A 26,123-nucleotide genomic window follows, 5' to 3' on the forward strand; every position below is an offset into this window, starting at 1 on the left:
TCGGCGCCGCCGGATACGGTCCGGGCATGCGGATCCTGCACACCTCCGACTGGCACCTGGGCCGGTCGCTGCACGGGGTCGACCTGCTCGACCACCAGGCGGCGTACCTGGAACACCTGGTCGACGTGGTGCGCTCCGAGCAGGTCGACGCGGTCGTCGTCGCGGGCGACGTGTACGACCGCGCGATCCCGCCCGTGGAGGCCGTGACTCTGCTGTCCGAGACGCTCGCGCGGCTCGCCGAGCGCACCACCGTGGTCCTCACGTCCGGCAACCATGACTCCGCGACGCGCCTCGGGTTCGGCGCCGCCCTCATGCGCGAGCGCGTGCAGCTGCGCACGCGTGTCGCGACGCTCGACCGTCCCGTCGAGGTGGCCGACGACGAGGGACGCACGCTGCTCGTGTACGGCCTGCCCTACCTCGACCCGGACACGGTCCGCACCGAGCTCACCGCGCCGGGTGCGGCACCGCTCGCGCGCTCGCACGAGGCGGTCACCGCCGCCGCGATGGCGCGCGTGCGGGCCGACGTGGCCGCGCGCTCGACGAGGCTGTCGGGCGGCACCCGGCCGCGCAGCCTGGTCGCGGCGCACGCGTTCGTCGTCGGCGGGGTCGCGAGCGAGTCCGAGCGGGACATCCGGGTCGGCGGCGTCGACCACGTGCCCTCGCACGTGCTGGGCGGCGTGGACTACGTCGCGCTCGGGCACCTGCACGGGCCGCAGGCCGTGAGCGGACCCGCGGGCACGACGATGCGGTACAGCGGCTCGCCCCTGGCGTACTCGTTCTCCGAGCAGCGGCACACCAAGTCGAGCGTGCTCGTCGACCTGTCGTCCGACGAGGTGCGCACCGAGCTGGTGCCCGCGCCCGTGCCGCGGCGGCTCGCGGACGTGACGGGCGCGCTCGCGGACCTGCTCGGCGCCGCGGGCGAGGCGCACGTGGACGACTGGGTGCGGGTCGTCGTGACCGACGAGCGCCGCCCTGACGACCTGTACGCGCGCGTGCGCGCCCGGTTCCCGCACGCGCTCGTCGTGCAGCACCGGCCGCCGCAGACGGAGCAGGGTGCCGTGCTGCGCGCGGTCACGGCCGCGGCCGACCCGGTGGAGGTCGCGTGCGACTTCGTCGCGCACGTCAGCGGCGCACGCCCGGACGACGACGAGCTCGCGGTGCTGCGCGCCGCGTACGAGCACGCCGCCGCGGCGGAGCGGAGCGCCTGATGCGGCTGCTGTCCCTGACCCTGCAGGCCGTCGGGCCGTTCGCGGGCCGGCACACCGTGGACTTCGCCGAGCTCGGCGCGTCGGGGCTGTTCCTGCTCGAGGGCCCCACGGGCGCCGGCAAGTCGACGCTCATCGACGCCGTCGTGTTCGCGCTGTACGGCAAGGTCGCCTCGGCGGACGCGAGCGGCGACCGCGTGCGCTCGGCGTACGCGGACGACGACACCGAGACGTTCGTCGACCTCGTGTTCGAGGTCGCGGCCGGGCGGTACCGCGTGCGCCGGACGCCCGCGTTCGACCGCGCCAAGAAGCGCGGGACCGGGACGGTGCGGCAGCAGGCGTCGGTGCGGCTGTGGCGGTTGACGGGCGACGGCGGTGCCGGGACGACCGGGGCCGACGACGAGCCCGCGGGGGAGATGCTCTCGACGCGGCTCGACGAGGTGGGCGTCGAGATCCAGCGGCTCGTCGGGCTGGACCGTGCGCAGTTCGTCCAGACGATCGTGCTGCCGCAGGGCGAGTTCGCCCGGTTCCTCAAGGCCGACCCCGAGGACCGGCGCAGCCTGCTGCAGAAGATCTTCGGCACCGAGGTGTACGAGCGCATGCAGGCGCGGCTCGTCGAGATGCGCCGCGAGGCCGACCGGGCGACCGAGGCGACGCGTCGGACGGTCGCCGAGCGCGTCGCGCAGCTCGCGGGTGCGGCCCGGCTGGACGACGAGCTCGCCGAGGCGCGGGACGTCGTGACGCGCGTGCTCGCCGGGCACGGCGGAGCGGACGAGGTGGAGCGCGCGCTCGCGGCTCCGCTCGCGGCGCTCGCGGCCGAGGCGGAGCGCGACCGCGCCGAGGCCGACCGGCTGGCCGCCGCGCTCGAGGCAGCGCGCACGGCGGCGGAGGTCGGGCGGCGCACGGTGCGGCTCGCCGAGCGGCGCCGCGGGCTGCGCGCCGAGCTCGTGGCGCTCGAGGCCGGTCAGGACGCGTACCGCCAGGCGACGCAGCGACTGGCCTCGGCGCGCGCCGCGCGGGCGGTGCGCCCGCTGCTGCGGGCCGTCGACGCCGCGTCGTCCGCGTGGGACGCGGCGGCCAAGGCGTTCGTCGCGGCGCGGGACGTCGCGCCCGCGGACCTCGCGGCGCTCGTCGGCGACGGCGAGCCCGTGCCGGGCGTGGCCGGCCCCGCGGTCGACCGCCTCGTGGCCGCGCGCGACGACGCGGTGCGCGCCGCGGCCGGCCTGGAGCACGTCGTGGCGACGGAGGCGTCGCTGCAGTCGCTGCGCGCCGAGGTGACCCGCGCGCGCGGCGCCGTCGAGGACCGCGAGACCGAGATCGCCGCGCACGACGCGTGGCTCGCGGACCGCCCCGCCGAGGCGACCGCGCTCGCGGCTGCCCTCGAGGAGGCCCGGACGCAGGCCGCGCTCGAGGCGGCCGCCGCGGTGACCCTCGAGGGCGCCCGCCAGCGTGTGGAGGGGCACGAGCGGCTCGCGACGCTGCTGGTCCGCGAGGAGCGCGCCGAGGCGGAGGCGGAGAGCGCGAGACGCGACGCGGAGGCGGCCGTCGGCGCCGCGGCGGCGGCCCGGCTCGCGCGCATCGCGGGGCTCGCGGGCGAGCTCGCGGGCAAGCTGGTGGCCGGAGAGGACTGCCCCGTCTGCGGGAGCGTCGAGCACCCGCGGCCAGCCGCGCTCGGCGCGGACCACGTGACGGCCGACGAGGTCGCCGCCGCCGAGGCCGCGCTGTCGCGCGCCGACACGGTGTTCGTGGCGGCGAGCGAGGCGCTCGCCCGCGTCCGGGCGGAGGTCGCCGCCGCGCGCGAGACGACCGACGGCACCACGCCGGACGAGGCGCGCGACGCGCTGGTGCGGGCGCAGGCGGCGCTCGAGGCGGCGCGGGCCGCCGGCACCGAGGCGGACGTCCTGGCCGCCCGGCTCGCGACGTACGACGAGGAGACCGAGGCGCGGCGCCGCGCACGGGCGCTCGCGGTCGCCGGTCGGGAGAGCGCCGCGATGCTCGTCGACGTGCAGACGGTCGCGGTCGAGGCCGCCGAGGCCGAGGTCGCGCTCGCACGCGGCGAGCACCCGACGGTCGCCGCACGGTTCGCCGCGCTCAAGGAGCGCGCCGGGATCGCGGCCGACCTGCGCGACGCGCTCCGTTCCGTGGCCGACGCGGGTGCCGAGCTCGTGCGCCGCACGCGTGAGCTCGAGGTCGCGCTCGCCGAGCACGGGTTCGCGGACGTCGACGCGGCGCGGGCGGCCGACCTCGCCGACGACCAGGCCGACGCGCGGGACCGGCTGGTCCGCACGCACGAGGCCGAGACCGCGCGCGTGCAGACGGGCCTCGCGGAGCTCGCGGACGAACCGCTGCTGGCGGACGTACCCGAGGGAGCGGTCCCGGACATCGGCGCGGTGCTGGCCGCCGAGCAGGCGGCCGCCGAGGCCGCCCAGGCGGCGACCGCCGGCGCCGGGGTGTCCCGGGCCCGCGCGGAGGCCGCCCAGGACGCGGTCGGCGGCGTGCTCGCCGCACTCGACGAGCACATGCGACGCCTGGGGGACGCCGCACCCGTGCTGCGGCTCGCCGGGCTCGCGTCGGGCACCGGCTCGGACAACGACCACGCGCTGTCGCTCGCGACGTACGTGCTCGTGCGGCGGTTCGAGGACGTCGTCGCCGCCGCGAACGCGCGGCTCGTCGCGATGTCCGACGGCCGCTACGAGCTCGTGCGCAGCGACGCCAAGGAGGACGTGAGCTCACGCCGCCGCGGACTGGCCATGCGCGTGCTCGACCACCACACCGAGCAGCAGCGCGACCCGCGCACCCTGTCCGGCGGCGAGACGTTCTACGTCTCGCTGTGCCTCGCGCTCGGCATGGCCGACGTGGTCACCGCCGAGGCCGGCGGCATCGACCTGGGCACGCTGTTCGTCGACGAGGGCTTCGGGTCGCTCGACCCGCACACGCTCGACCAGGTGCTCGCGGAGCTCGACCGGCTGCGCGCTGGCGGGCGGGTCGTCGGCGTGGTGTCGCACGTCGACGCGCTCAAGCAGACGATCGCGGACCGCGTCGAGGTGCGGCGCACGGCGGCCGGGCCGAGCACCCTCACCGTCAGGGCGGGCTGACCCGCGCCCGTCGCGCTCGTCCTCCGCGCTCGTCACGACAGCCCGTCGGCGTCGGCCGTCGAGACGGCCCGTCGGGACGGCCCGTCCGGACGGGGCGCGTCAGGTCACCACGACCAGCCGCGGGACGTGAGCTCGACCTCCTCGCGGAAGCGCTCGGCCGGGTCGCCCAGCGGGCTCTCCTCGACCTCGACCCCCGCGAGGTCGCACGCCTTCGCGAGCAGCTGGTCGTACGCGAGCTGTGACGCGATGATCCGCTCCGCTCGGGCGTAGCCGCGCGTGTCGAGCTCGAGCCGGCGCACGTGGTCCGCGACCTTGGTCAGACGGTCCTGCACCCACAGCGCGTCGAACGGGTTCGCCGGGGGCGGCTCGGGCGGGGCCGGGCGCCGCAGCGCGTGCGCCCAGCGCTCGAACGTCCGGGCGAGGGCCGTGCGCCATCGCGGCGGCTCGTCCTCCCCGGGGAACAACGAGAGCATCGCCCCGAAGAGCATGGCCGGGAGCAGAACGCTGATCAGCAGCAGAACCCACATCATCGGGCGTCCTTCGTCACGGTCCCTTCGGTCCAAGGCTAGGTGCGCGCCGTGACGTGCGCCACACAAATGACCCGCGCCGCAGGCGGTCCGCGCCGCTCCCGCAGCGGTCGTGGCGCTCGAGTGGTGCGGGTGAAGCTGCTGGTGGCGTACGCGGTGGGCGGCCCGGGCGAGATGTCGGACATGTGTCCATCTCCGAGGTCCGTGGGAGGGTCGCGCGGTGGCCGCGCCCGGGCCCTCGTCGCGGTGCTGCGACAGACAGCGCTTAGCGTGAAGCGCATGCGTGCAAGGCGGGGGGCCCGGTGGGCGGTCGTGACGGGCGGCCTGCTCGTCCTGCTGCTCGCGCTCGTCGTCGTCGACCGCGTGGTGGCCGCGCGGGTGCGGCAGGCCGTCGCCGACGCCTTCACCGCGCGCGTCGAGCAGCCCGTCGGGGAGCCGCACGTCGAGGTCGGTGGCTTCCCGCTCCTGGGGCAGCTCGTCTCCGGCGAGGTCGACGACGTCGATCTGAGACTCGACGGGGCGACGCTCGGCGGTGTCGTGATGACGGACCTGTCCGTCGACGCGCAGGGCGTGTCCACCACCGGCCCTCACGCGATGCACACGCTCGACGTGCAGGCCACCGTCCCGGTCGCCTCCGTGCAGGACGTCGTCACGCAGCGCACCGACCTCGACGTGGAGGTGGGTGTCGAGGGCGGCGAGCTGCAGCTGAGCGGCACGGCGCTCGGGCTCCCGCTCGTCGCGACGCTCGTGCCGCACGTCGTCGACGGGCGTCTGCTGGTCGACCTCGCGAGCGTGTCGGTCGGCGGGGTCGGCCTCGACCCGTCGCTCCTGCCCGCCGACCTCGCGGGCCGGCTCACCGACCTCGCGGTCCCGATCAAGGGCCTCCCGGAGGGTCTGGTGCTCACCGACGCCGTCGTCCACCCCGACGGCCTGCGCATCACCGCCTCCGGCACCGACGTCACGGTCACCCCGGCCCCCACCCCGGCCCCCTGACCCGCCCCGCTCCTTCCCTCCCGCCCGGTCCCGACCCCGTGGTTGCTCCGGCTTTGGCCCCCGATACCGCGAGGGATGGCGGTCTCGGCGGTGGTGGTTCCCGACGACCCTGTGGTTGCTCCGGGAATGGGGCTGGATTCCGCGAGTGATGGCGGGGTCGACGAGGGGGTGGGGGTCGACGCTCGGGGGGAGGGTCAGGGGGTGGTGGTGCAGGTGGTGAGGGCCGTGGCCAGGGCGGCGCGCTCGGGGGGTGTGACGCTCAGGGCGTAGGCGGACTTCACGCGGATCTGGCGCAGCGCGTACACGCACGCGTAGCCGGGGTCGGGCGGGAGCCAGCCGGACGCGTCGGCGGCGCCCTTGTCCTGGTTGGCCGCGCCGTCGACGGCGAGCAGGTTGGCGGGGTCGTTCGCGAACCGCTCGCGCGCCCGCGGGTCCCACGCGAACGCGCCGCTCGCCCACGCGTCGGCGAGCGCGACGACGTGGTCGACCTGCACGTCGGCCGAGCCGGGCCCGCGCCGGAAGGGGATACGACGCCCGGTGTACGGGTCGGCGAGCACGCCGGCCAGGACGGTGCACCGGTCGGTGTCGAGCCGCACGGCGGTCAGGTCACGGCGCAGCACGTCGTCGCGCGTGGAGCACCCGTTGCGGTCGACGTCCGCCCACGCGGTCCCGAAGCGCGCGCGGTCGTACGGCGGCACGTCCAGGACGGTCCCGACGTCGAGCGCGTCGAGCGCCGTGCGCCCGGCGGCGAGGTCCGCGGCGGTGACGGGCCAGCGCGCGGACGCCCGTTCGCGCAGCAGCACGGGCACGCCGAGCCCGACGACGAGCCCGAGCACGACGACGGCGGCCCACCCGGTCCACCACGGCCACCCGGTCCACCACGGCCACCCGCCACGCACGCGCGGCAGCCTCGCGGCGCGGTGGCGACGAGCACGGGCGGCCCGGCACCTTCGGTGGACGACCACGACGCCGCAGGGGGCTGGGGTCGGGTCGCGGCGGGACACGACCGTCGTGCCGCGTGACCGCGCACCCGTCCGCCTGCCAGGCTGGGCACGTGGACCCCTCCTACGACCTCATGACGCGCGTGGCCTGCGAGTTCATCGGCACCGCGATCCTCATCATCCTCGGCAACGGGACGGTCGCGAACGTCCACCTCAAGGGCTCGAAGGGGTACCGCGGTGGCTGGTCGCTCATCGCGATGGGCTACGGCTTCGGCGTGATGATCCCGGCGCTGATGTTCGGCGGGATCAGCGGCAACCACATCAACCCCGCGTTCACGGTGGGTCTCGCGTCGTGGGGGCTGTTCCCGTGGTCGGAGGTCGCCCCGTACGTGGTGGCGCAGGTGCTGGGCGCGATGGCCGGTCAGGTCGCGATCGTCGCGACCCACAAGCCGTACTACGACCTGACCGAGGACCCGGACGACATCCTCGCGACGTTCTCCACGGTCAACGCGGCGAGGTCGCGGCTGAACGGCTTCGCGAACGAGCTGCTCGGGTCGGTCGTGCTGTTCTCGTGCGCGCTAGCGATCGTGCGCTCGCCGCTCACGGCGACCGAGCCGGGGCTCGCGCACCTCGCGCTCGGCTTCCTGGTGTGGGGCCTGGTCGCGGGGCTCGGCGGTCCGACGGGTCCGGCGCTCAACCCCGCGCGTGACCTGGGTCCGCGCATCGTGCACAGCCTGCTGCCGCTGAGGCACAAGGGCGGCTCGGACTGGCGCTACGGCTGGGTGCCGGTCGCGGCGCCGATGCTCGCGGGCCTGATCGGCGTGGGCGGCTGGAAGCTGCTGCTCGGCTGAGGGACCGGGCCGGCGTCAGTCGACGGGCTCGAGCACGAACACCGGGATGGTGCGCGAGGTCCGCGTGACGTAGACGTCGTAGTCGGGCCACACCTCGACGGCGCGCTCCCACCACTCGTCGCGCTCGGCGCCGGTCGCCTCGTGCGCGACGTAGTCCTTGCGGACCGGGCCGTCCTGCAGCTCGACCAGCGGGTTCGCGACGACGTTGTGGTACCAGGCGGGGTGCTGCGGCGCACCGCCCATGGACGCGACGACGGCGTAGCGGCCGTCGTGCTCGACGCGCATGAGGGCGTTCTTGCGCAGCCTGCCCGACGACGCGCCGACGGTCGTGAGGATGACGACGGGCTTGCCGTTGAGCGTCGTGCCCTGGGTCCCTCCGCTCGACTCGTACAGCTCGACCTGGCGACGCGTGCGGTCCGACGTGCTGGGCTCGTACTCTCCGGTCAGCGGCATGCCAGCGGCAACGACCGGTCCGGCCCCGGGTATTCCAGGCGGGCCCGGCGCGCGGCGCGGTGCACAATGGACGGCGCCGCGCAGGGCGGCAGGTGCCGACGAGCACCACGACGAGCGAGCGCGCGAGGCGCGACGGTCGCACGCACGACGAGGAGACGCGGATGCACGGCATCGCAGGCTGCGAGGTGGCCGCTGCGGCCTGCTCGGGCCACGGCGCCCCGCGCGTCGCCCCCGCCTGACCCCCTCGTCGTCCCGCCCGTTCGTCGTCCCGCCCGTTCGTCGGACAGCCGGTTCGTCGGACAGCCAGGTCAGGACCCGGGCGGCGCACTGTCGTCGTGCCCACCCTCGCCCGCCGTGACCCACGCACGCGTCCGGCGGGAGCCTGACCGGAGATCCCCATGGAACCCCTGACCGAGAAGCAGATCCGCGCGTCCTTCGTGAACGCGTCGCGCCGGGAGTCGGCCCAGGCCGTGCTGCCCGTGCTCGACGAGCTCGACTGGGACCGCCTCGACTACCTGGGCTGGCGTGACCGCAAGGCGCCGCTCGTCGCGTACGCGGTGGTGCCGGTGGACGGCGCGCCCGTCGGCGTGCTGCTGCGCTCGACCGACGCCAAGGAGCGCATCCGCCGCCGCGCGGTGTGCGCGTGGTGCGAGGACGTCGTCGTGACGGACGACGTGAGCCTGTACGTGGCCCGACGAGCGGGCGCGTCCGGTCGCCGCGGCAACACGATCGGCACGCTCATCTGCACGCACTTCACGTGCTCGGCGAACGTGCGGCGCCCACCGACCCGCACGGAGGCGGGCGACGACGCGGAGGAGCGCCGTGAGCAGATCCGCGCCGCGCGCGTCGCGGGCCTGCGCGAGCGGTCGGCGCGGTTCGTCGCGGAGGTGCTGCGCGACTCGTGAGCGCGGCGTGACCGCAGCGGTCACGTCCCCGGGTCAGCTGGTCTGGCCCGGGGACAGCGCGGCCTCGGCGGAGTCGTCGTCGACCGGGTGCATCCACGGCGTGTGCGAGACGCCGACCAGCAGCCCCTCGGGGCTCTGCAGCCGCGCGGTGGTCTGGCCCCACGGCTCGAGGTGCGCGCCGCGCAGCAGCTCGTGGCCCGCCGCGACGAGCTCGGCGGCGAACTCCTCGACGGCCTCGTGCGACGCGACGTCGAGCTCGACCCACGCCTGCGGCACGGGCCGGTCGGCGGGCCACCGCGGCGTGCCGAACGTGGACTCGGCGGCCTGCTCGAGCGGCCACAGCGCGAACGCCTTGACGCCGGCGAGCGTGTCGTTGGTGAGGTACCCGGGCGCGGGCTCCTCGAGGGGGATGCCGAGCCCGCCGGTGGACCAGAAGGCCCGGGCGGCGCTCGGGTCACGCGTGATGGGCCCGAAGCCCGCGACGAACGAGATCTCCATGCGGCCAGCCTGCCCCTGCGCGCCGACAGGCACCAGGGGTCAGGCCGCGAGGTCACGGGCGCGCAGCAGCACCGCGTCCAGCATCGCCGGCGTGAGGCGGCCGGTGAAGGTGTTCTGCTGGCTGACGTGGAAGCACCCGAGCAGCGTGAGCGCACGCTCGTCGCGCGTCACGACGACCTCGGTGCCGTGCGCGAACCGCGGCGCGGGCCGCGGCGCGGCCCACCCGAGGTCGCGCAGCGTGTCGAGCAGCGCGGCCCAGCCGAACGCGCCGAGCACGACGACGACGCGCGGGTCGACCGCGGCGATCTCGCGCGCGAGGAACGGCGCGCACGCGCGGCGCTCGTCGGACGTGGGCGCGTTGGCGGGCGGCGCGCAGCGCACGGGCGCGGTGGTGCGTACCCCGGTGAGCCGCAGGCCGTCGTCCGCGCTCACGGACGTCGGCTGGTTCGCCATGCCGACGCGGTGCATCGCGGCGAACAGGAAGTCGCCCGAGCGGTCGCCGGTGAACATCCGGCCGGTGCGGTTGGCGCCGTGCGCGGCGGGCGCGAGGCCGACGACGAGGATGCGCGCGTGCGCGTCGCCGAACCCCGGCACGGGCCGGGCCCAGTACTCCTGGTCGCGGAACGCGGCGCGGCGCTCGCGGCCGACCTGCTCGCGCCACGCGACGAGCCGCGGGCAGCGGCGGCACACGACGACGTCGGCGTCGAGCGCGGCGAGCGCGGGGGAGCGGGCGGCGTCCGGGTCGCCCGGCGGCACGGCGGCGCCGGGCGGGCCGTCGGGGACCGGCACCCCGACCGGTCCTCCGGCCGGGCCGACCGGGCCGGCCGGTCCCGTCACCGGAACCGGTCGGGGTCCCCCGCGCCCTCGCGGACGACCTCGGGGGACCCGGACGTCCAGTCGACGACCGTGGTGGGCGTGGTGCCGCAGTCGCCCGCGTCGACGACGGCGTCGAGCTCGTGGTCGAGCTCGTCCTTGATCTGCCAGCCCTCGGTCAGGGGCCAGTCGTGGCCGGGCATGAGCAGCGAGGACGACAGGATCGGCTCGCCGAGCTCGCGGACGATCGCGAGCGCGACGTGGTGGTCGGGGATGCGCACGCCCACGGACCGCTTCTTGGCGTGCGCGAGCCGCCGCGGCACCTCGGGCGTGGCCTGCAGGATGAACGTGTAGGGCCCGGGGGTCGCGGCCTTGATCGCGCGGAACGCGGTGTTGGGCAGGACGACGAGCTGGCCGAGCTGTGCGAAGTCCGAGCACACGAGCGTGAGGTGGTGCTTGTCGTCGAGGTGCCGCAGGCGTCGGATGCGCTCGGCGCCCTGCGCGGAGCCCATGGTCGTGCCGAGCGCGTAGCAGGAGTCGGTGGGGTAGGCGATGACGCCGCCGTCGCGCAGGACGTCGGCCGCCTGCGCGACGAGGCGCGGCTGCGGGTCGTCGGGGTGCACGTCGAGGTACCGGGCCATGCGGCCACCGTAGCCCTGGGCCGTCCGGCCCGCCGGTCGGCCGGGACGGTCGCCGTGGCCCTGACCAGGACCTTCGTCATCCGGGTGGCACCCTGAGGGATCCGTGGGGTGGCTCAGGGGTACACCCGGGGGGAAACCCGATCGACTCGGGGCCGGGCGCGGGGCCAGGATCGTCGTCGTGACAACTGCGATGCTTCCCCCCGACCCGGCCCGCGTGATCGCGTCCGCTCGGGGCCTGACCAAGACGTACGGCCGCGGCGACACCGCCGTGCACGCGCTCGCGGGCATCGACGTCGACTTCGAGCGCGGTCGGCTGACCGCGACGATGGGCCCCTCGGGCTCCGGCAAGTCGACGCTCATGCACTGCATGGCCGGCCTCGACAAGCCCACCGCCGGGACGGTGACGGTCGACGGCGAGGCCGTCTCCGCTATGTCGGAGCGGCGCCTGACGAAGCTGCGCCGCGACCGCCTCGGGTTCGTGTTCCAGGCGTTCAACCTGGTCCCGACGCTCACGGCGCTCGAGAACATCCTGCTGCCGCTGGACATCGCGCGGCGTCCGGTCGACAAGGACCACCTGGACGCGGTCGTGCGCGCGGTCGGTCTGCAGGACCGTCTGGGCCACAAGCCGGCCGAGCTGTCGGGCGGCCAGCAGCAGCGCGTCGCGTGCGCGCGCGCCCTGGTGACGCGCCCCGCGGTGGTGTTCGCCGACGAGCCCACGGGCAACCTCGACTCGACGTCCGCGCGTGACGTGCTGGGCTTCCTGCGCCGCAGCGTCGACGACCTGGGCCAGTCGGTCGTCATGGTGACGCACGACCCGGTCGCCGCGTCCTACGCGGACCGGGTGCTGTTCCTCGCCGACGGCCGGATCGTCGACGAGCTGCTCGCGCCCACGCCCGAGTCGGTCCTGGAGCGCCTCGGCCGGCTCACGCGGCAGGCCGCCCCCGCCGAGGTGGTGTGATGCTGCGCGTCACGTTGCGCGGGGTCCGGGCGCACGCCGTCCGGTTCCTGCTCTCGGTGCTGGCCGTGGCGCTGGGGGTCGCGTTCGTCGCGGGCACGTTCAGCCTGCGCACGATGATGTCGAGCACCTTCGACGGGATCGTCGAGGCGTCCGCCCCCGCGGACGCGTACGTGCAGGGCGCCACCCAGGTGGCGGGCGGGAGCGCGGACTTCAGCGTGGGCGAGACCCGCAACCCGGTGCCGATCACGCTCGCGGACGAGCTCGCCGCGGTCGACGGCGTGCGCCTCGCGCTGCCGGAGATCACGGGCACGGTCGTGCTGGTCGGCGCGGACGGCACGGCCGTGCAGTCCACGCAGGCGCCGTCGTTCGCGGTCGCGTTCGACGAGCGCGACCCGGACCTGCACCTCGTGGCCGGCGACGTGCCCCGGGGGGACGACGAGGTCGCGCTGGAGTCGGCGACGCTCGAGTCGTCGGGGCTCGCGCTGGGCGACACGACCCGCATGGTGGTGACCGGCGAGGTCCGCGAGGTGACGGTCGTCGGCCAGGTCGACCTCGGTGGGCCCATGGCGGGCGCGACGATCGTCCTGATCGACTCCGCGGCCGCGCAGGCCGCGTTCGCCCCGGACGGTGAGGTCTCGCAGATCGCGGTGTACGCCGCGCCCGGGTACGACGAGGCCGCGGTGACGTCCGCGGTGAGCGACGCGCTGCCCACGCTCGCGGGCGGCGACGACGCGCGGGTCGTGACGGGCTCGGAGCTGCGCGCGACGCTGCAGTCGGACATCGACGAGATGCTCGGCTTCGTCACGACGTTCCTGCTGATCTTCGCGGTGATCGCGCTGTTCGTCGGCGCGTTCATCATCGCCAACACGTTCGCGATGTCGGTACGCCAGCGCGTGCGGGAGTTCGCGCTCCTGCGGGCCGTGGGCGCCTCGCCCGCGCAGGTGTTCACGGTCGTCGTCGGGCAGGCCGCTCTCGTCGGCCTCGTGGGTGCGGCGCTCGGCGTGCTGGGCGGGCTGGGGCTCGTCTCGGCGCTGCGCGTGGTGTTCGCGCAGGTGGGCATGGACCTCACGGCCGACGTGCCGCTGTCGACGACGAACGTCGTCGGCTGCCTCGTGCTCGGCACGGTCGTGTCCGCGGTGGCGTCCGCGTTCCCCGCCCGCACGGCCGCGCTGGTGGCGCCCGTCGAGGCGATGCGCGGCGACATCACGGTGCACGAGCGCTCGCTGCGGCTGCGCGCGGTGCTGGGCGTGGCGGTCGTCGCCGCCGGCGCGGCCGCGGTCGTCGCGGCGGTCCTGCGGCCCGAGGCGGACGCGGCCGACGCGCTGCTCGGCACGGGTGCGGCGCTCGTCCTCGTCGGCGTGCTGATGGCGTCCCCGACGCTCGCGCGCGCCTCGATGCGGGTGCTCGCGGCACCGTTCGTCGCGCTGCTCAGGCCCGTGGGCCGGCTCGCGCGCGGCAACGTGGTGCGCAACCCGCGCCGCACCGCGAACACCGCGGGTGCGCTGACGATCGGCATGGCGCTCGTCGGTGCCGTGTCGGTCATCGCGGCGTCCGCGCAGGCGTCGCTCGCGAGCATCGTCGAGAGCTCGACCGACGCAGACCTGGTGCTGCGTTCCGCGACGTTCGTCATCCCGGAGGGCGCCGCGGACGACGTGGCCGCCCTGCCCGAGGTGGGACGCACCGTCGTCGTCGCGTTCACGCTCGCGGGCGTGTCCCCGGCCCCGGGCGTCGCGCCGACCCCGCAGGACGCGGGTGGCGTGGTCGCGCTCGAGGACGGCGTGCTCGGCACGACGCTCAAGGTCGACGTGTCCGCGGGTGACACCGCGGCGCTCGCGGACGACACCGCGCTGCTCAACACGGACTTCGCGGGCGAGGACTGGTCGGTCGGCGACACCGTCACGGTGTCCACGGCGACGGGGTCGCGCGACCTGCGGGTCGGCGGGCTGTTCGAGAGCCAGGTCGTCGGCTCGTCGGTGGTCGTCACGCCCGCGGTGCTCGACGAGCTCGCGCCCGGTGAGGCGCAGCAGATCGACACCGTGTTCGTCGACGCCGCCGCGGGCGTCTCGGCGACCGACCTGCGGTCCGCGGTGACGGCGGCCGTCGCGCCGTACGTCGTGGTGTCGGTGCAGGACCAGGACGAGTTCGTGGACCAGATGGCCGCGGAGGTCGACCAGCTGCTGGTGATCCTCTACGCGCTGCTCGGCCTGTCGCTCGTCATCGCGGTGCTGGGCATCGTCAACACGCTCGCGCTGTCCGTGATCGAGCGGACCCGGGAGATCGGGCTGCTGCGGGCCGTCGGGCTCGGGCGCCTGCAGCTCGCGGGGACGGTCACCGTGGAGTCGGTGCTCACCGCGGTGTTCGGGACGGTCGTCGGCCTCGTCGTCGGGGTCGGGCTCGCGTCCGCGCTGCCGACCGTCTACGCCGAGGACGGGCTGGACCAGCTCGTCGTCCCGTGGGGCGGGCTGGTGACGATGGTCGTGCTGGCCGTGGTCGTGGGGGTCGTCGCGGCGCTGTGGCCCGCGACGCGCGCGGCCCGCATGCGTGCGCTCGAGGCGATCGCCTCCGAGTGACGCGCGTCGAGCCGGGTCGTGGCGTGCGGAGGGGCCGCCGCGACCCGGCTCGCAGACCTCGTCCCGAGCGGTCAGCTCGGGACGAGGTGGTCCGGGCACACCTCGTAGGTGCCCGGTGCGACGGCCAGCTCCGCGCGTCCGCCGGTGAGCGAGCGCAGGTCCAGCACGTACCGCGTGAGCTCCGACTGAGGCACGTCGGCCTCGATCACCACGCGGCCGTCGTCGAGCGTCGTCGTGGTCGTGATGCGACCCCGGCGGCCCGACAGGTCTCCCATGACGTCGCCCTGCACCGACGGCGGGACCGTCACCGACACGTGGTCGATGGGTTCCAGCACCACGGTGCCCGCGGCGGCGAGCGCGTCGCGCAGGCCGTTCCCGGCGGCCGTGCGGAACGCCATGTCGGACGAGTCGACCGAGTGCGCCTTGCCGTCGTAGACCTCGACGCGCAGGTCGACCACGGGGTACCCGTGCGGCCCGCCGTGCGCCATCGCCTCGAGGACGCCGCGCTCCACCGCCGGCAGGTAGTTGCGCGGGATCGCCCCGCCCACCACGGAGTCCACGAACTCGAACCCCGTACCGTGCGGCGCGGGCGACACCCGCAGGTGCGCGACCGCGAACTGCCCGTGCCCGCCCGACTGCTTCTTGATCTTGCCCTCGGCCTCCACCGGCCGGCGGATCGTCTCCCGGTACGCCACGGGCACGGGCGACGTCGTCACGTGCACGCCGAACACGCGCGCCAGGCGCTCGAGCGCGACCGCGAGGTGCGTGTCGCCGAGACCGCGCAGCACCTGGCGGTCCGACGAGCGGTCGACGACGAGCGTGGGGTCCTCGGCCACGAGGCGCGTCAGCGCCGCGGACAGGCGGTCGTCGTCGGACTGCGTGACCGGCTCCAGGACGAGCCCGTACACGCCCTGCCGCGGACGCAGACCGGGCGCCGACATCGCGGCGCCCGGTCCGTTCCGGTCGGCCAGCAGCGAGCCGCTGGGCGTCCCGGCGAGCTTCGCCACCGCGACCACGTGGCCCGCCTGCGCCTCCTCGAGCGGCAGGTGCTCCTTGCCGCGCAGCCGGAACACCCCGGAGATGCGCTCCTCGGTGCGGGTCGTCGTGTTGACGAGCTTGTCGCCCGCCCGCAGCGTCCCCGACAGCACGCGCAGCAGCGTGACCTGCCCGACGAACGGGTCGGCGACCGTGCGGAACGCGTGCACCAGCACCGGTCCGACCGGGTCGACCTGCACCTCGACCGGGGTGTCGCCCGCGACCACGTGCGCGGGCCGGTCGCTGGGTGCCGGGCCGAGCTCGCACAGCAGGTCCGCGAGCCGGTCGACGCCCACCTCGGTGACGCCGGAGACGACGAGCACCGGGAACGCCTCGCCGTCCCGCACCTCGTGCGCGAGCGTGTGCTCCAGCTCGTCGGCCGTGGGCTCGTCGCCGCTCAGGTACCGCTCGAGGGCGTCGTCGTCGTGCGACACGATCTCCTCGGTGACCTCGTCGTGCAGGCGGTGCTCCTCGTCGGCCACGTCGTCGGGGACGGGCACCGTGGAGTGCCGGCCGTCGGGCGTGTACTCCAGCCCCTCCTGCGCGAGCACGTCCGCGATGCCGTGGAACGCCTGCTCCTCGCCGAGCGGCAGCTCGATGGGCACGAAGCCGTCGCCGAACGCGGCACGCAGGTCGTCGAGCACGTGGTGGAAGTCCGCGCGCGCCTTGTCCTCCTTGGTCACGACGACCATGCGCGGCACGCCCGCGGCCTCGGCGAGCCGCCACGCGACGTGCGTCCCCGCCTGCACCCCGTCGACCGCGGACACGACGACGAGCGCGAGGTCCGCGACCGCGAGCGCCGCGTCGACCGCCCCCACGAAGTCCGCCGAGCCGGGGGTGTCGAGCAGCGTCACGTCGTGCAGCGCCCCGTCCGGGGTGGTCCACGTGAACGGCAGCGAGGACAGGGTGAGCGAGATCCCGCGTGCGATCTCCTCGGGCTCGTGGTCGCTGACCGTCGAGCCGTCCTCGACCTTCCCGGGTCTCGGGATCACGCCGGCGCGGTGCAGCAGCGCCTCGGCGAGGGTCGTCTTGCCCGCGCCCGAGGCTCCCACCAGGGCCACGGTGCGGATCCTGGGCGTCGTTGCCTGGTCCATGCTCGTCTCCCCGGCCGCCGGGCGGGTGCGAGGGCGGTTCCCACGGTGATCGTCGGCGACCTGGGCCCACGATAACGACGCACCCCCGGTGCCGTCAGGACAAGGGTCCCGGGCGCCGGGGGTGCGCGATGGTGCAGGTGGTGCTGGTGGTCGACCGGGTCAGGAGGCCCACAGGACGTCGACGACGAACACGAGCGTCGAGTTCGCGGGGATCTTCTCGCTGGCCTGGTCCTTGTAGCCCAGCTCCGGCGGGATCACGAGGAGCACCTGGTCGCCCACGTGCGTGCCGACGAGGCCCTGGTTCCAGCCGTCGATGACCTGCGCGGAGCCGATCGAGGTGACCGGGAACGGCTGGCCGTTGGCCCAGCTCGAGTCGAAGACCGTGCCGTCCCACAGCGCCCCGTGGTACTGCACGAGGATGTTGTCGCCCTCCTCGACCTCCTTGCCGGTGCCCTGGATGAGGGGCTGCACGACGAGGTCGGCGGGCGCGTCCCCGGTCGCGGCGGTGAGCGTCGGGGCGCCGTCCTCCGCGAGCGTGACGGTCGGCAGGCCCTCGACGGGGGCGACGGCCTCACCCTCGGCGCGCGAGCCGATCTTCTGCACGGGCTCGAGCACGTAGACCTGCGTGGTCTCGCCCGAGACGAGCGCGAACACGACCTGGGCGCCGAGCTTCGTGGTGACCAGCACCTCGTCGAGCGCGGGGATGCCGCTGCCGTCGCCGGAGACCGTCCACGTGCCCGTGGCCTCGTCCTGGTACGTGCTGCCGATGACCTTGCCGTCCTCGCCGTTCACGGCGGTCAGCTGGATCTCGAGCGTGTCACCCTCGGCGACCGCGTCACCGTCGCCGGGCGTCACGACGCGCGCGACGGCCGCACCGACGGAGAACGGCGTGCTGGGGAGCGTGATCGTGGGCTCGCTGCCCGGGTCGCCCTCGACCTTGACCTTCTCGAGCGCGGCGACGTCCTCCGCGGACGCGGTCGCGGGGCCGGTGGGGTCGGCGGTCGCGGCGGGGTCGGCCGTCGTGGTCGCGGTCGGCGTGGCGGCCGAGCCGCTGTCGTCGTCGCTGCACGCGGCGAGCGTCAGGGCGAGCGCCGCCGCGATCGCGGCGGCGGCCAGGCGGCGGTGGGGCGTGCGGCGCACGGTGAGCTCCGGGGGTCGGGGAGCCGCCGCAACGGCGACGACCCACGCACGGTACGCGACTTGTCTGGGAGGTGTCTGGACGTTCCGCCCCGAAAACGGTTCGGATGCCCGTCCGTTCACGCGTCTTCGTGCAGGTCAGGTGGTCGTCGGGACCGGGGAGCCGAGGATCGCGTGCTTCGGCAGGCGCCGGTCGAGCAGGATGACGACCAGCCCCAGCCCGGCGAACCCCACGCCGTAGAGCAGCACGTTGAGCAGCAGCCCGCCCCACCCGAGCTCGCCCAGGTCGATGAAGCCGTACGGGTAGTCGAGGTCCCAGACCGTGCCGCGCACCGTCGTGAACACCACGTACGCGACGAGATAGGTGAGCCACCACCACGCGTACCGCCAGCGCATCCGGCGGTGCGGGTCGAGCAGCAGGAAGTCGAGGAACGCGAGCACGGGGTTGAGCTGGTGCTCGATCTGCCCGGCCGTGAGCCCGAGCGTGAGCGTCGGCGTGCCCGCCGCCTCGGGGTCGAGGACGAACGTCGCGACGAGGCCCGTGATCATCAGGAACAGCGTCACGCCGCCCTTGAACCACCCCGGTGGCTGCCGCTTGTGCAGCAGGGACGCGATGCCCGCCCACGTCATCACGACCGCGAGCAGGAAGCCCGACTGGTTCGTGAAGTACAGGAGGCCGTCGACCTCACCGTGCAGCCAGATCTCGCGCGTCCCGATGAGGGCGAGGTACACGACGAAGAACCGGAACAGGGCGACGACGACGTCCACGTGACCTCCTGGGTGGCTCCTGGTCGGCTGCTGGTCGGCTGCTGGTCGGCTGCTGGTCGGCTGCTGCTCGGCTGCTGCTCGGCAGGGTCGGAGCCGACGCGGAGGTCAGCGTGCCATCGTCGGCCGGACGGGTGCACCGCGCCGCGCCGCCGGTGGTGCGACGAGCCGTCGTCGCCCCCGGTTCGTAGGGTGGGCCACGGCTGAGGCCACGGGTCGAGGAGGACGGATGGCGGCGCTGCGGTTCGGGATCGTCGGGAGCGGGTGGCGGTCGGGGTTCTTCGTGCGGGCGGCGCGGGAGCTGCCGGAGCTGTTCGCGGTGACGGGCGTGGTGACGCGCTCGGCGGAGCGCGGCGCGCAGGTCGAGCGCGAGTGGGGCGTGCCCACGGTGCGGAGCATCGCGGAGCTGCTGGCCGCGCCGGAGCGTCCCGAGCTCGTCGTGGTGTCCGTGCCGTGGCCCGTGACGCCCGAGGCGACGCGCGAGCTCGTCGCCGCCGGTGTGCCCGTGCTGGCCGAGACCCCGCCCGCGCCGGACGTCGCGGGGCTCGAGAGCCTGTGGGCGGACGTCGGCGCGTCCGGGCTCGTGCAGGTCGCCGAGCACTCCGTGTTCATGCCCGCGCACCAGGCGCGGCGCGCGGTCGTCGAGGCCGGGCTCATCGGCGAGCCGACGAGCGTGCAGGTCTCGTCCACGCACCTCTACCACGCGGTCGGCCTGGTCCGGTGGCTGCTCGACGTGGGCCGTGGGCCCGTCGTCGTGCGTGCGCAGCGGTTCACCGCACCCCTGCTCGACCCCGTCTCGCGCGACGGCTGGACCGGCGCGACCGAGCCCACGCCCGCCGGCACGACCCTCGCGACGCTCGACCTCGGCGAGGGCCGCAGCGCGCTGTACGACTTCACCGACAACCAGTGGCACAACCCGCTGCGCACCAACCGGATCGTCGTGCGCGGGTCGCACGGCGAGATCGTCGGCGACGACGTCACGTGGTGGGGCGCCGACCGCGCCGTGCTGACGAGCCGCATCGACCGGCGCACGAGCGGCGTCGAGCAGGACCTGGACGGCTTCGACCTCGCGCACCTGAGCCTGGGGGAGCGGCTGCTGTACCGGAACCCGTACGTCGGGACGCGGTTCGCCGACGACGAGCTCGCGGTCGCCCACCTGCTCGCCGCGTGCTCGTCGTGGCTGCACGACGGCGGCCCGGAGCCCTACCCGCTCGCGGACGGCATCCACGACCACCGACTGGGACTGGCGATCGGCGAGGCGGCCGAGACCGGTGCGGCGGTGACCGTCCCGGCGCCGCCCTGGGCGTGACCCGGCGCCTGGAGATGCGCGTCCGACGAGCCGGTGCGAGCGTCGGAGGTCGGGCCGGTCGTCGTGCGACGCCCGCGACCCACCGGGAGGTGCGATGGCTGTCACCGCGTTCGGGGACCTTCCCCTGGCCGACCGCGACCGCGAGTGGGACGGCGCGGCCGCCGAGAAGCGCGTGCGGGAGTGGGCGAAGGCGCAGGACGGACCCAACGAGCGGTACCGCGACGCGCACGTCTGGTACGACGCGGAGTCCAAGGAGAACTTCACCGCGTACAAGCTGCTGATCGCGGACGTCGTCGACGGGCGGCTGAAGGCCGTCCCGCGCGGGGTGTTCGCCGCGGCGGCGGTGATGCAGGGCTCGCGCGGCGGCGTGGACGTGCCCGCGAAGGACGTCGACCGCATCAAGAGCCACCTGGCCAAGTACTACGCGAAGCTCGACGAGACGCCGCCCTGGGAGTCCTGACCGGCGGTCCGGCGTGGGCGGCCACGGGCGTCCGGACCTGCGGATTCGGGTCGGCGAACTCGCGCCGAAGTCCGCGATGCCCGTTTCCCGGCTGTCAGTATGGAGGCCGTGACCACCCCGACCTCCCCATCCCGTGCCCAGGTCCGCAGGTGGCGTCAGTACCTCGCGGACGAGCGTGCCGAGGCCGCCGCGTACCGCGACCTCGCCTCGCGCCGCACCGGTGAGGAACGCGAGATCCTGCTCGCGCTCGCCGAGGCCGAGGGCCGCCACGAGCAGCACTGGCTCGACCTGCTCGGCGACCAGGTCGGCAGGCCGCTGCGCGGCGACTGGCGCACGCGCACCCTCGGGTGGCTCGCCCGCCGGTTCGGGTCGGTGTTCGTCCTCGCGCTCGCACAGCGCGCGGAGGCGCGCTCGGCGTACGACGAGGACGACGACGCGACCCCGCAGATGGCGGCCGACGAGCGCATCCACGAGGAGGTCGTGCGCGGCCTCGCGATGCGCGGGCGCAACCGCATGTCCGGCACGTTCCGCGCCGCGGTGTTCGGCGCCAACGACGGGCTCGTCTCGAACCTCGCGCTCGTCATGGGCATCGGCGCGTCCGGCGTCGCGCAGCAGACCGTCCTGCTGTCCGGCCTCGCGGGCCTGCTCGCGGGTGCGCTGTCGATGGGTGCTGGGGAGTACGTGTCCGTGCGCTCGCAGCGCGAGCTGCTCGAGGCGTCCCGCCCCGGCCCGCACGCGCGCGCCGCGCTGCCGCACCTCGACGTCGACGCCAACGAGCTCGCGCTCGTCTACCGGGCGCGCGGCATGGCGCCCGCCGAGGCCGGCGAGCACGCGCGCTCGGTCCTGTCGTCGCTCGGGGCGCTGGGCACGGCGCTCGCGGTCCCCGCGCCGGAGGGCGAGGCGCAGGAGGTCGACGAGCACGAGACCGTGGGCACCGCTGTGGGGGCCGCGCTCGCGAGCTTCTGCTTCTTCGCCTCGGGCGCCGCGATCCCGGTGCTGCCGTACCTGCTCGGCGCCGAGGGCTGGCACGCGGTGGCGTGGTCGGCGGGGCTCGTCGGGCTCGCGCTGCTGGTGACGGGCGCGGTCGTCGGTCTGCTGTCGGGCACCTCGCCGGCGAAGCGCGCGCTGCGCCAGCTCGCGATCGGCTGGGGCGCGGCGGCGGTGACGTACCTGCTGGGGCTGGCGTTCGGCACGACCGTCTCCTGACGTGTGACGTACCACGCACCCGCGTGTGACGGACACCGCCTTGTTTGGTAAGGCTTGCCTGCCTAGAGTGGCGCCGTGACCGTGACCCAGACCGAGGCGCCCGCCGCCGCCCCGTTCCGCACGTTCCACGTCCGGGTCCGGGCCGTCGAGCGCGTCTGCCCCAGCCTCCTGCGTGTCACGTTCACCGGCGACGACCTGCACAAGTTCGCCGACAACGGCTTCGACCAGCGCATCAAGTTCTTCCTGCCGCTCGACTGCGGCTACGAGGGCCTGCTCGACCTCACGCAGAGCGGCGACTGGTACGGCCGCTGGCGCGCTCTGCCCGACGACCGGCGCCACCCCATCCGCACCTACACCGCCCGCGGCGTGCGCCAGGAGGCGCGCGAGCTCGACGTCGACATCGTCCTGCACGGCGACGCGGGCCCCGCGTCCCGCTGGGCGACCGGCGCGCAGGTCGGCGACGAGCTCGTGGTGCTCGGCCCCAACGCGGACGCGACCGGCCCGCACGGCGGCGTCGACTTCGTCCCGCCCCTGCACGCCGAGGCGTTCCTCATCGCGGGCGACGAGACCGCGCTGCCCGCCATCGCGAACATCCTCGAGCGCCTGCCGCGCGACGCGCGCGGCGAGGCCCTCGTCGAGATGCCGCTGTCCGCCGACCGCGTCCACATCGACGCCCCCGCCGGCGTGACGATCCACTGGCTCGGCCGCGACGGCGCCCCGCACGGCTCGCTCCTCGACCCCGCCGTGCGCGAGGCCGCCGCCCGCGTCCTGCCCCATGGCTCCGCGACCGACCTCGACGCCGTCCCGTGGGCGTACGACACCGACGACATGCTGTGGGAGGTGCCCGTCGACCCCGCGACCGGCGTCCCCATGCGCCAGGAGTCCCCCGTCTACGCGTGGCTCGCCGGCGAGTCCGCCGTCATCCGCGGCCTGCGCCGCCACCTCGTCACCGAGCTCGGCATCGACCGCAAGTCGGTGGCCTTCATGGGCTACTGGCGCCACGGCAGGTCCGAGACCAGCTGACCCCCGCCGTACCGAGGTGACCACGCCGGGGCACTAGGCGGGCAGTGTCGCGATCTGCGTGAACGCGATCAGTTCCGCGTCCCTGGTGACCAGGGTGGCGTTCTCGATGATGGCTTGCGCGACGAGGAACCTGTCGAACGGGTCGCGATGCTCCCAGGCGAGAGAACCTGCGAGGAGAGCGTGCCGCGAGCTGATCGGCAGCTCCGACGCACGGAGGTCATCCACCCGCTGCGGCCACCCCTGCACGAGCGCCGCATACCCTTCGGGCAGCTTGCCGTGCCGGGTCTTGGTCGCGACTTCCATCGCGGACGCCGCTGACACGAGCAAGGTGTTGCCCGGGTCGGCCAGCACGTCCCGGGTGGCGGCGACCACGGTGTCCGGTTCGACGAGCAACCAGAGCATGACGTGGGTGTCGAGCAGGTAGGTCCGGCTCACTCCCAGTCCGCCAGCTCGTCATCGGTCATCGGCTCGAAGAACGAGGCGGGCACCGGCGGCAGGGACATGATCCCGAACTCGCGCGGCTGTACGTCCAAGGGGACGAGCTGCACGGCGGGCACTCCGGCGCGGGCGATCTTCACGATGCCCCCGTGCTCCGCGAGTGCGAGGAGCCCGGAGAGCCCCGCCTTCGCGTCCTGCACGTTCACGATCGTCTCCATACGCCCGAGACTACGTGGACCAGACCACATGGACCAGACCACATGGACCAGACCACGTAGACCACCCGTCCGGTCAGCAGTGTTCGGTGCCGCACGGTGGGGCAGCGACCTCATGGTCCACCGCCTCCGCCTCCCGCGGCCCTGATCGTCGGCGCACCCGAGCCGGACGCCCGTACCCGGGGGACGGTCGTGCCCGGGCTCGAGCCCGGAGGTGGCGTCGCGCCCGGTGACACGCCACCCGGGGGAGTCGTCGACGTGGCTGTTCTTCGTCGGCCATGTGATCGGCCCGCTCGACTGACCGGTCCAGCCCCCGGCGCTCGTCCCCGTCGGTCGCGGGGGCCGGGGCCCTCGTTGGTAGATTGGGGCAGCCAAGAAGATTGAGGCCGGTGTGGTTATTCCGGCCCCCGGTGTGAACACACTCGCGAACCGGGATGAAGTCGCGCACGCGAACCCATGGCGTCTCCACCACTCAACGAGCGGTCGACGGCGCTGCGTGCCGCGTTACCGCAGACAAGGACTGACGTCTGTGAACAAGAAGTTCATCCTGCTGTCCCAGGTCTTCATGACGTTCATGATGGCTGCGTCGATGTCCGGCCTCATGAGCCTGTTCCACTCCGGTCTCACCATGGAGTGGCTGGCCGCCTGGCCGCTGCAGTTCCTGATCGCGTGGCCGATCGCGTTCTGCCTGACGATGGCCGCGTGGCCCGCGGCGATGAAGCTCGCGGGTGCGACGCTGCGCGCCCGCTCGACCTCGGCGGCGGCTCCCTCCGAGGGCTGACGGCCCGGAACCCTCTTGACTCGACAGGAGCCGGGACGCTCCCGATGCGTCCCGGCTCCTGCCGCGTTCGTCGTGCCGCCACGACGCGCCCGTGCCGGTGGGTGCCTGGCTCGTCGCGGCCCGCTCGTCGGGGTCGCCGCTGCGCTGCAGGCGCGCCGTCTGGTGATCGGGCACAAGCGGAGCACGGTGTGTTTGTGGACGAACCGCCCACGGCGGCGCGGCCTGGGGGTTAGTGTCTCGCCACGGTCCGTCGACGACGACGGCTCGGTGCGCGAGGAGGCGTGATGCTGGGGACCCCACTGGCCGGCGGCTGGTACGACATCGCCTGGACGTGTGCCGTGCTCGCGAACCTCGCGCTGGTCGTCGTCGCGCTGCAGCGACTGGCCGCAGCGCACGACGTCAGCCGGCTCGCGCGAGCCGTCATGGCCGTGGCGGCGGTGTTCGTCCCGTTCCTGGGCCCCGGGCTGGTCATGCTGCTGACGCCCGCCCCGCAGCGCGCGACGCACCACTGACGGCCCACCTGCCGCAACGGGTGGAGAACCGCTCACCAGACGAGCGTTTCTCCACCCGCTGACCTGGGCTGCTCGGTGGCCGCGTCGTCGGGCTCGGGAGGTCCGCGGATACCGCGGAGACGAGTGAGGCCGCCGCGGTTCGTCGCGCCGGAGCGTCCCGTCCCGGCCGATCCCTCTGTCGGGAGGTCACGTCCGCCAGGGGTTGTGGAAGGGACGTTTGGCCCTGAGTCGTCCGGGTGCTCCCGATACGCTCCGCGGCGTCGACCTCAGGGCCCCGTCGCAGGCGGCGGACCGGAAACGATCCAGGGGGATCACATGAACAAAGGTGTTCGCGTACTCACTGCCGCCGTCCTCGCGACGGGTCTTGCTATCCCGCTCGCTACCGCCTCCCATGCCGGCGACGGGTTGTGTGACTCGGGTTTCGCATGCGGCTACGACTCGACGAGCTACGACGGCGCGGTCTTCGGTACGGCCAAGAACCTCTCCGACTGGGGGACCCAAGGCTTTGCCAATCGCGCCGAGTCGGTCTCGGTCAACGGGGCGCAGTGCAAGTACACGGTCTTCTACCGCACGTGGCACTGGTGGGACAGTCGCCCGATTGGCAAGGCGTTCACGCTGTACAGCCGTCAGCTCATGAAGAAGAACTACCGTGACCCGAACCTGTCGAACGGCGCGGGCTATGACAGTGACGGCAGTAACGTCAACAACGACATCGAGGCCACCGAGTTCACCGGTTGCTGATCTCCGTTCGGTGTGGGCCATGTGCTGGCCCACACCGAACGAGTTCGAGGGGGCATGCTTTGAGGAGTTTGCGGTTCCGGCACCGATTGCCGCTCATCGTCGTCATGGCCGTGGCGACCGTCGCGGGTTGCTCCCAGCGGGGCGCGGCCCCGCCGAAGATGGTGCCGACGGAGGTTCGAGGCATCAGCCTGGCGGCCGAGTTGAACGTGAAGACCGGTGCCGTGGTGCTGCCGGCGGACCGGTTCACCGAGACGTTCCTCGAGATGGACCTGCTGGCGACGGCCTCGTCCGTCGCGGTGGGCCTGTGCGCGGCCGAGAAGGGCGTGACGGTCACGCCGCCACAGCCGCTGACGGACCCGGTGTACGTCTCGGAGCAGTACTACGGCCCGTGGACGCAAGACCAGGCGGAGCGGTTCGGCTTCGTCAAGCCCATGACGCAGGCGGACCTGGCCGCGAACGGGATCGTCGCCGACACGCCGGACCCGGACGACCAGGCGCCGCCGGACGGTGACCTCACGGCCGCGGACTGGGAGATCGTCGATGCGTGCGGCGCTGCTCCGGAGTCGGCGAGGTTCGACGACGCCTTGCGCCACGTGGGCCCGTGGTACGCCGAGCTCGAGGCGGTCAAGGACCAGGTTCTCGACGATGCCGAGGCCAAGGGCGCGCTGCGCGACCTCGAGGCGTGCTACGAGCAGGCCGGGCTCGGAGCGTCGTCGGACGGCAGCCCGGGGTGGCCGCGGGGCGCGAACGGATCGGTGATCGACCAGCAGCAGATCCAGCTCGCGCTCGCGTCGGTCGAGTGCAAGGAGCAGACGGACTTCACCGCGCGGGTCGCCGCGGTGGAGGCAAGGCTGCAGGCCCCGATCGTCGTGAAGTACGCCGACGAGCTCGTGCAGAAGCGCGCCGAGATCGACGAGGCGCTCACGGCGGCGCGCGCGCTCCTGGCCGACGCGTGAC

Annotated in this window: 26 protein-coding genes; 15 read left to right on the plus strand and 11 right to left on the minus strand. The window is 74.4% G+C overall.

All coding sequences use genetic code 11. The annotated features are described in order from the left end of the window. Window positions 1-26: 26 nt before the first annotated feature. A complete protein-coding gene (locus F1D97_RS04315; RefSeq protein ID WP_236122486.1) occupies window positions 27-1,208 on the plus strand; it encodes an exonuclease SbcCD subunit D in 1,182 nt (393 codons plus the stop codon). Then, complete coding sequence (locus tag F1D97_RS04320) at window positions 1,208-4,300, plus strand: AAA family ATPase (protein WP_236122487.1); 3,093 nt, start codon at window positions 1,208-1,210, stop codon at window positions 4,298-4,300. Before F1D97_RS04315 ends, F1D97_RS04320 begins: the two co-directional genes overlap by 1 nt. Before the next feature lie 104 nt (window positions 4,301-4,404). Here the strand turns inward: F1D97_RS04320 and F1D97_RS04325 are convergent, their stop codons facing one another. Beyond that, the gene (locus F1D97_RS04325) at window positions 4,405-4,830 is read right to left on the minus strand and encodes a hypothetical protein (protein WP_236122488.1); all 426 of its coding nucleotides are present in this window, start codon (window positions 4,828-4,830) and stop codon (window positions 4,405-4,407) included. Between the two features lie 276 nt (window positions 4,831-5,106). Between F1D97_RS04325 and F1D97_RS04330 the strand changes: the two genes are divergently transcribed. Further along, a complete protein-coding gene (locus tag F1D97_RS04330; RefSeq protein WP_236122489.1) occupies window positions 5,107-5,820 on the plus strand; it encodes an LmeA family phospholipid-binding protein in 714 nt (237 codons plus the stop codon). Window positions 5,821-6,014: 194 nt separating this feature from the next. On the opposite strand, the gene F1D97_RS04335 is transcribed toward F1D97_RS04330, so the two are convergent. Beyond that, window positions 6,015-6,719, minus strand: a complete 705-nt coding sequence (locus F1D97_RS04335) for an HNH endonuclease family protein (protein ID WP_236122490.1) — start codon at window positions 6,717-6,719, stop codon at window positions 6,015-6,017. A gap of 155 nt (window positions 6,720-6,874) precedes the next feature. On the opposite strand from F1D97_RS04335, the gene F1D97_RS04340 reads away from it, so the two are divergent. After that, entirely contained in the window at window positions 6,875-7,612 is a 738-nt protein-coding gene (locus F1D97_RS04340) for an MIP/aquaporin family protein (protein WP_236122491.1), read from the plus strand. 15 nt (window positions 7,613-7,627) lie between these two features. Here the strand turns inward: F1D97_RS04340 and F1D97_RS04345 are convergent, their stop codons facing one another. Further along, a complete protein-coding gene (locus tag F1D97_RS04345) occupies window positions 7,628-8,065 on the minus strand; it encodes a nitroreductase family deazaflavin-dependent oxidoreductase (protein ID WP_236122492.1) in 438 nt (145 codons plus the stop codon). A 398-nt stretch (window positions 8,066-8,463) separates the two neighbouring features. Here F1D97_RS04345 and F1D97_RS04350 point away from each other — a divergent pair, with 398 nt between their 5' ends. Further along, on the plus strand, window positions 8,464-8,970 hold the full coding sequence (locus tag F1D97_RS04350; RefSeq protein WP_236122493.1) for an FBP domain-containing protein: 507 nt from the start codon (window positions 8,464-8,466) through the stop codon (window positions 8,968-8,970). A gap of 33 nt (window positions 8,971-9,003) precedes the next feature. Here the strand turns inward: F1D97_RS04350 and F1D97_RS04355 are convergent, their stop codons facing one another. From F1D97_RS04355 to F1D97_RS04365, 3 genes are read right to left on the minus strand one after another with little or no spacing between them, the layout of a single operon-like run. Further along, window positions 9,004-9,468 (minus strand): VOC family protein, encoded by a 465-nt coding sequence (locus F1D97_RS04355; RefSeq protein ID WP_236122494.1) that lies wholly within the window; start codon window positions 9,466-9,468, stop codon window positions 9,004-9,006. A gap of 39 nt (window positions 9,469-9,507) precedes the next feature. After that, a complete protein-coding gene (locus F1D97_RS04360; protein WP_317618949.1) occupies window positions 9,508-10,257 on the minus strand; it encodes a uracil-DNA glycosylase in 750 nt (249 codons plus the stop codon). A 44-nt stretch (window positions 10,258-10,301) separates the two neighbouring features. Beyond that, window positions 10,302-10,922, minus strand: a complete 621-nt coding sequence (locus F1D97_RS04365) for an L-threonylcarbamoyladenylate synthase (protein WP_236122495.1) — start codon at window positions 10,920-10,922, stop codon at window positions 10,302-10,304. A gap of 190 nt (window positions 10,923-11,112) precedes the next feature. On the opposite strand from F1D97_RS04365, the gene F1D97_RS04370 reads away from it, so the two are divergent. After that, window positions 11,113-11,880, plus strand: a complete 768-nt coding sequence (locus F1D97_RS04370; RefSeq protein ID WP_236123480.1) for an ABC transporter ATP-binding protein — start codon at window positions 11,113-11,115, stop codon at window positions 11,878-11,880. Continuing rightward, on the plus strand, window positions 11,880-14,450 hold the full coding sequence (locus tag F1D97_RS04375; RefSeq protein WP_236122496.1) for an ABC transporter permease: 2,571 nt from the start codon (window positions 11,880-11,882) through the stop codon (window positions 14,448-14,450). Before F1D97_RS04370 ends, F1D97_RS04375 begins: the two co-directional genes overlap by 1 nt. Before the next feature lie 71 nt (window positions 14,451-14,521). Here F1D97_RS04375 and F1D97_RS04380 read toward each other — a convergent pair whose 3' ends face one another. From F1D97_RS04380 to F1D97_RS04390, 3 genes are all read right to left on the minus strand, one after another. Continuing rightward, window positions 14,522-16,579, minus strand: coding sequence for an elongation factor G (locus F1D97_RS04380; protein WP_236122497.1), 2,058 nt, complete (start codon window positions 16,577-16,579; stop codon window positions 14,522-14,524). A gap of 159 nt (window positions 16,580-16,738) precedes the next feature. Then, complete coding sequence (locus tag F1D97_RS04385) at window positions 16,739-17,719, minus strand: FKBP-type peptidyl-prolyl cis-trans isomerase (RefSeq protein ID WP_236122498.1); 981 nt, start codon at window positions 17,717-17,719, stop codon at window positions 16,739-16,741. 135 nt (window positions 17,720-17,854) lie between these two features. Further along, the gene (locus F1D97_RS04390) at window positions 17,855-18,484 is read right to left on the minus strand and encodes a Pr6Pr family membrane protein (RefSeq protein ID WP_236122499.1); all 630 of its coding nucleotides are present in this window, start codon (window positions 18,482-18,484) and stop codon (window positions 17,855-17,857) included. A gap of 226 nt (window positions 18,485-18,710) precedes the next feature. Here F1D97_RS04390 and F1D97_RS04395 point away from each other — a divergent pair, with 226 nt between their 5' ends. From F1D97_RS04395 to F1D97_RS04410, 4 genes are all read left to right on the plus strand, one after another. Continuing rightward, window positions 18,711-19,790: a Gfo/Idh/MocA family protein gene (locus tag F1D97_RS04395; protein WP_236122500.1), complete on the plus strand. Its 1,080-nt coding sequence runs from the start codon at window positions 18,711-18,713 to the stop codon at window positions 19,788-19,790. Window positions 19,791-19,884: 94 nt separating this feature from the next. Continuing rightward, a complete protein-coding gene (locus tag F1D97_RS04400; RefSeq protein ID WP_236122501.1) occupies window positions 19,885-20,250 on the plus strand; it encodes a hypothetical protein in 366 nt (121 codons plus the stop codon). A 99-nt stretch (window positions 20,251-20,349) separates the two neighbouring features. Continuing rightward, entirely contained in the window at window positions 20,350-21,456 is a 1,107-nt protein-coding gene (locus F1D97_RS04405) for a VIT1/CCC1 transporter family protein (protein ID WP_396022557.1), read from the plus strand. Window positions 21,457-21,537: 81 nt separating this feature from the next. Beyond that, window positions 21,538-22,479, plus strand: a complete 942-nt coding sequence (locus F1D97_RS04410) for a siderophore-interacting protein (protein WP_236123481.1) — start codon at window positions 21,538-21,540, stop codon at window positions 22,477-22,479. A gap of 33 nt (window positions 22,480-22,512) precedes the next feature. Here F1D97_RS04410 and F1D97_RS04415 read toward each other — a convergent pair whose 3' ends face one another. Next, entirely contained in the window at window positions 22,513-22,914 is a 402-nt protein-coding gene (locus F1D97_RS04415; RefSeq protein WP_236122503.1) for a type II toxin-antitoxin system VapC family toxin, read from the minus strand. Further along, window positions 22,911-23,135, minus strand: coding sequence for a type II toxin-antitoxin system Phd/YefM family antitoxin (locus tag F1D97_RS04420; RefSeq protein WP_236122504.1), 225 nt, complete (start codon window positions 23,133-23,135; stop codon window positions 22,911-22,913). Before F1D97_RS04420 ends, F1D97_RS04415 begins: the two co-directional genes overlap by 4 nt. 526 nt (window positions 23,136-23,661) lie before the next feature. On the opposite strand from F1D97_RS04420, the gene F1D97_RS04425 reads away from it, so the two are divergent. The 4 genes from F1D97_RS04425 to F1D97_RS04440 all read left to right on the plus strand — a co-directional run bounded on the left by F1D97_RS04425 (window position 23,662) and on the right by F1D97_RS04440 (window position 26,122). Beyond that, window positions 23,662-23,913 carry a DUF2798 domain-containing protein gene (locus tag F1D97_RS04425; RefSeq protein ID WP_236122505.1) on the plus strand — a complete coding sequence of 84 codons (252 nt, stop codon included), beginning with the start codon at window positions 23,662-23,664 and terminating at the stop codon, window positions 23,911-23,913. A gap of 284 nt (window positions 23,914-24,197) precedes the next feature. Continuing rightward, complete coding sequence (locus tag F1D97_RS04430; RefSeq protein ID WP_236122506.1) at window positions 24,198-24,425, plus strand: hypothetical protein; 228 nt, start codon at window positions 24,198-24,200, stop codon at window positions 24,423-24,425. Between the two features lie 315 nt (window positions 24,426-24,740). Continuing rightward, a complete protein-coding gene (locus F1D97_RS04435; protein ID WP_236122507.1) occupies window positions 24,741-25,166 on the plus strand; it encodes a peptidase inhibitor family I36 protein in 426 nt (141 codons plus the stop codon). Window positions 25,167-25,372: 206 nt separating this feature from the next. Beyond that, a complete protein-coding gene (locus F1D97_RS04440) occupies window positions 25,373-26,122 on the plus strand; it encodes a hypothetical protein (RefSeq protein WP_236122508.1) in 750 nt (249 codons plus the stop codon). The last annotated feature ends 1 nt before the right edge of the window (window position 26,123 follow it).

Origin of the sequence: Cellulomonas palmilytica, assembly GCF_021590045.1 — a bacterium.
GTDB lineage: Bacteria > Actinomycetota > Actinomycetes > Actinomycetales > Cellulomonadaceae > Cellulomonas > Cellulomonas palmilytica.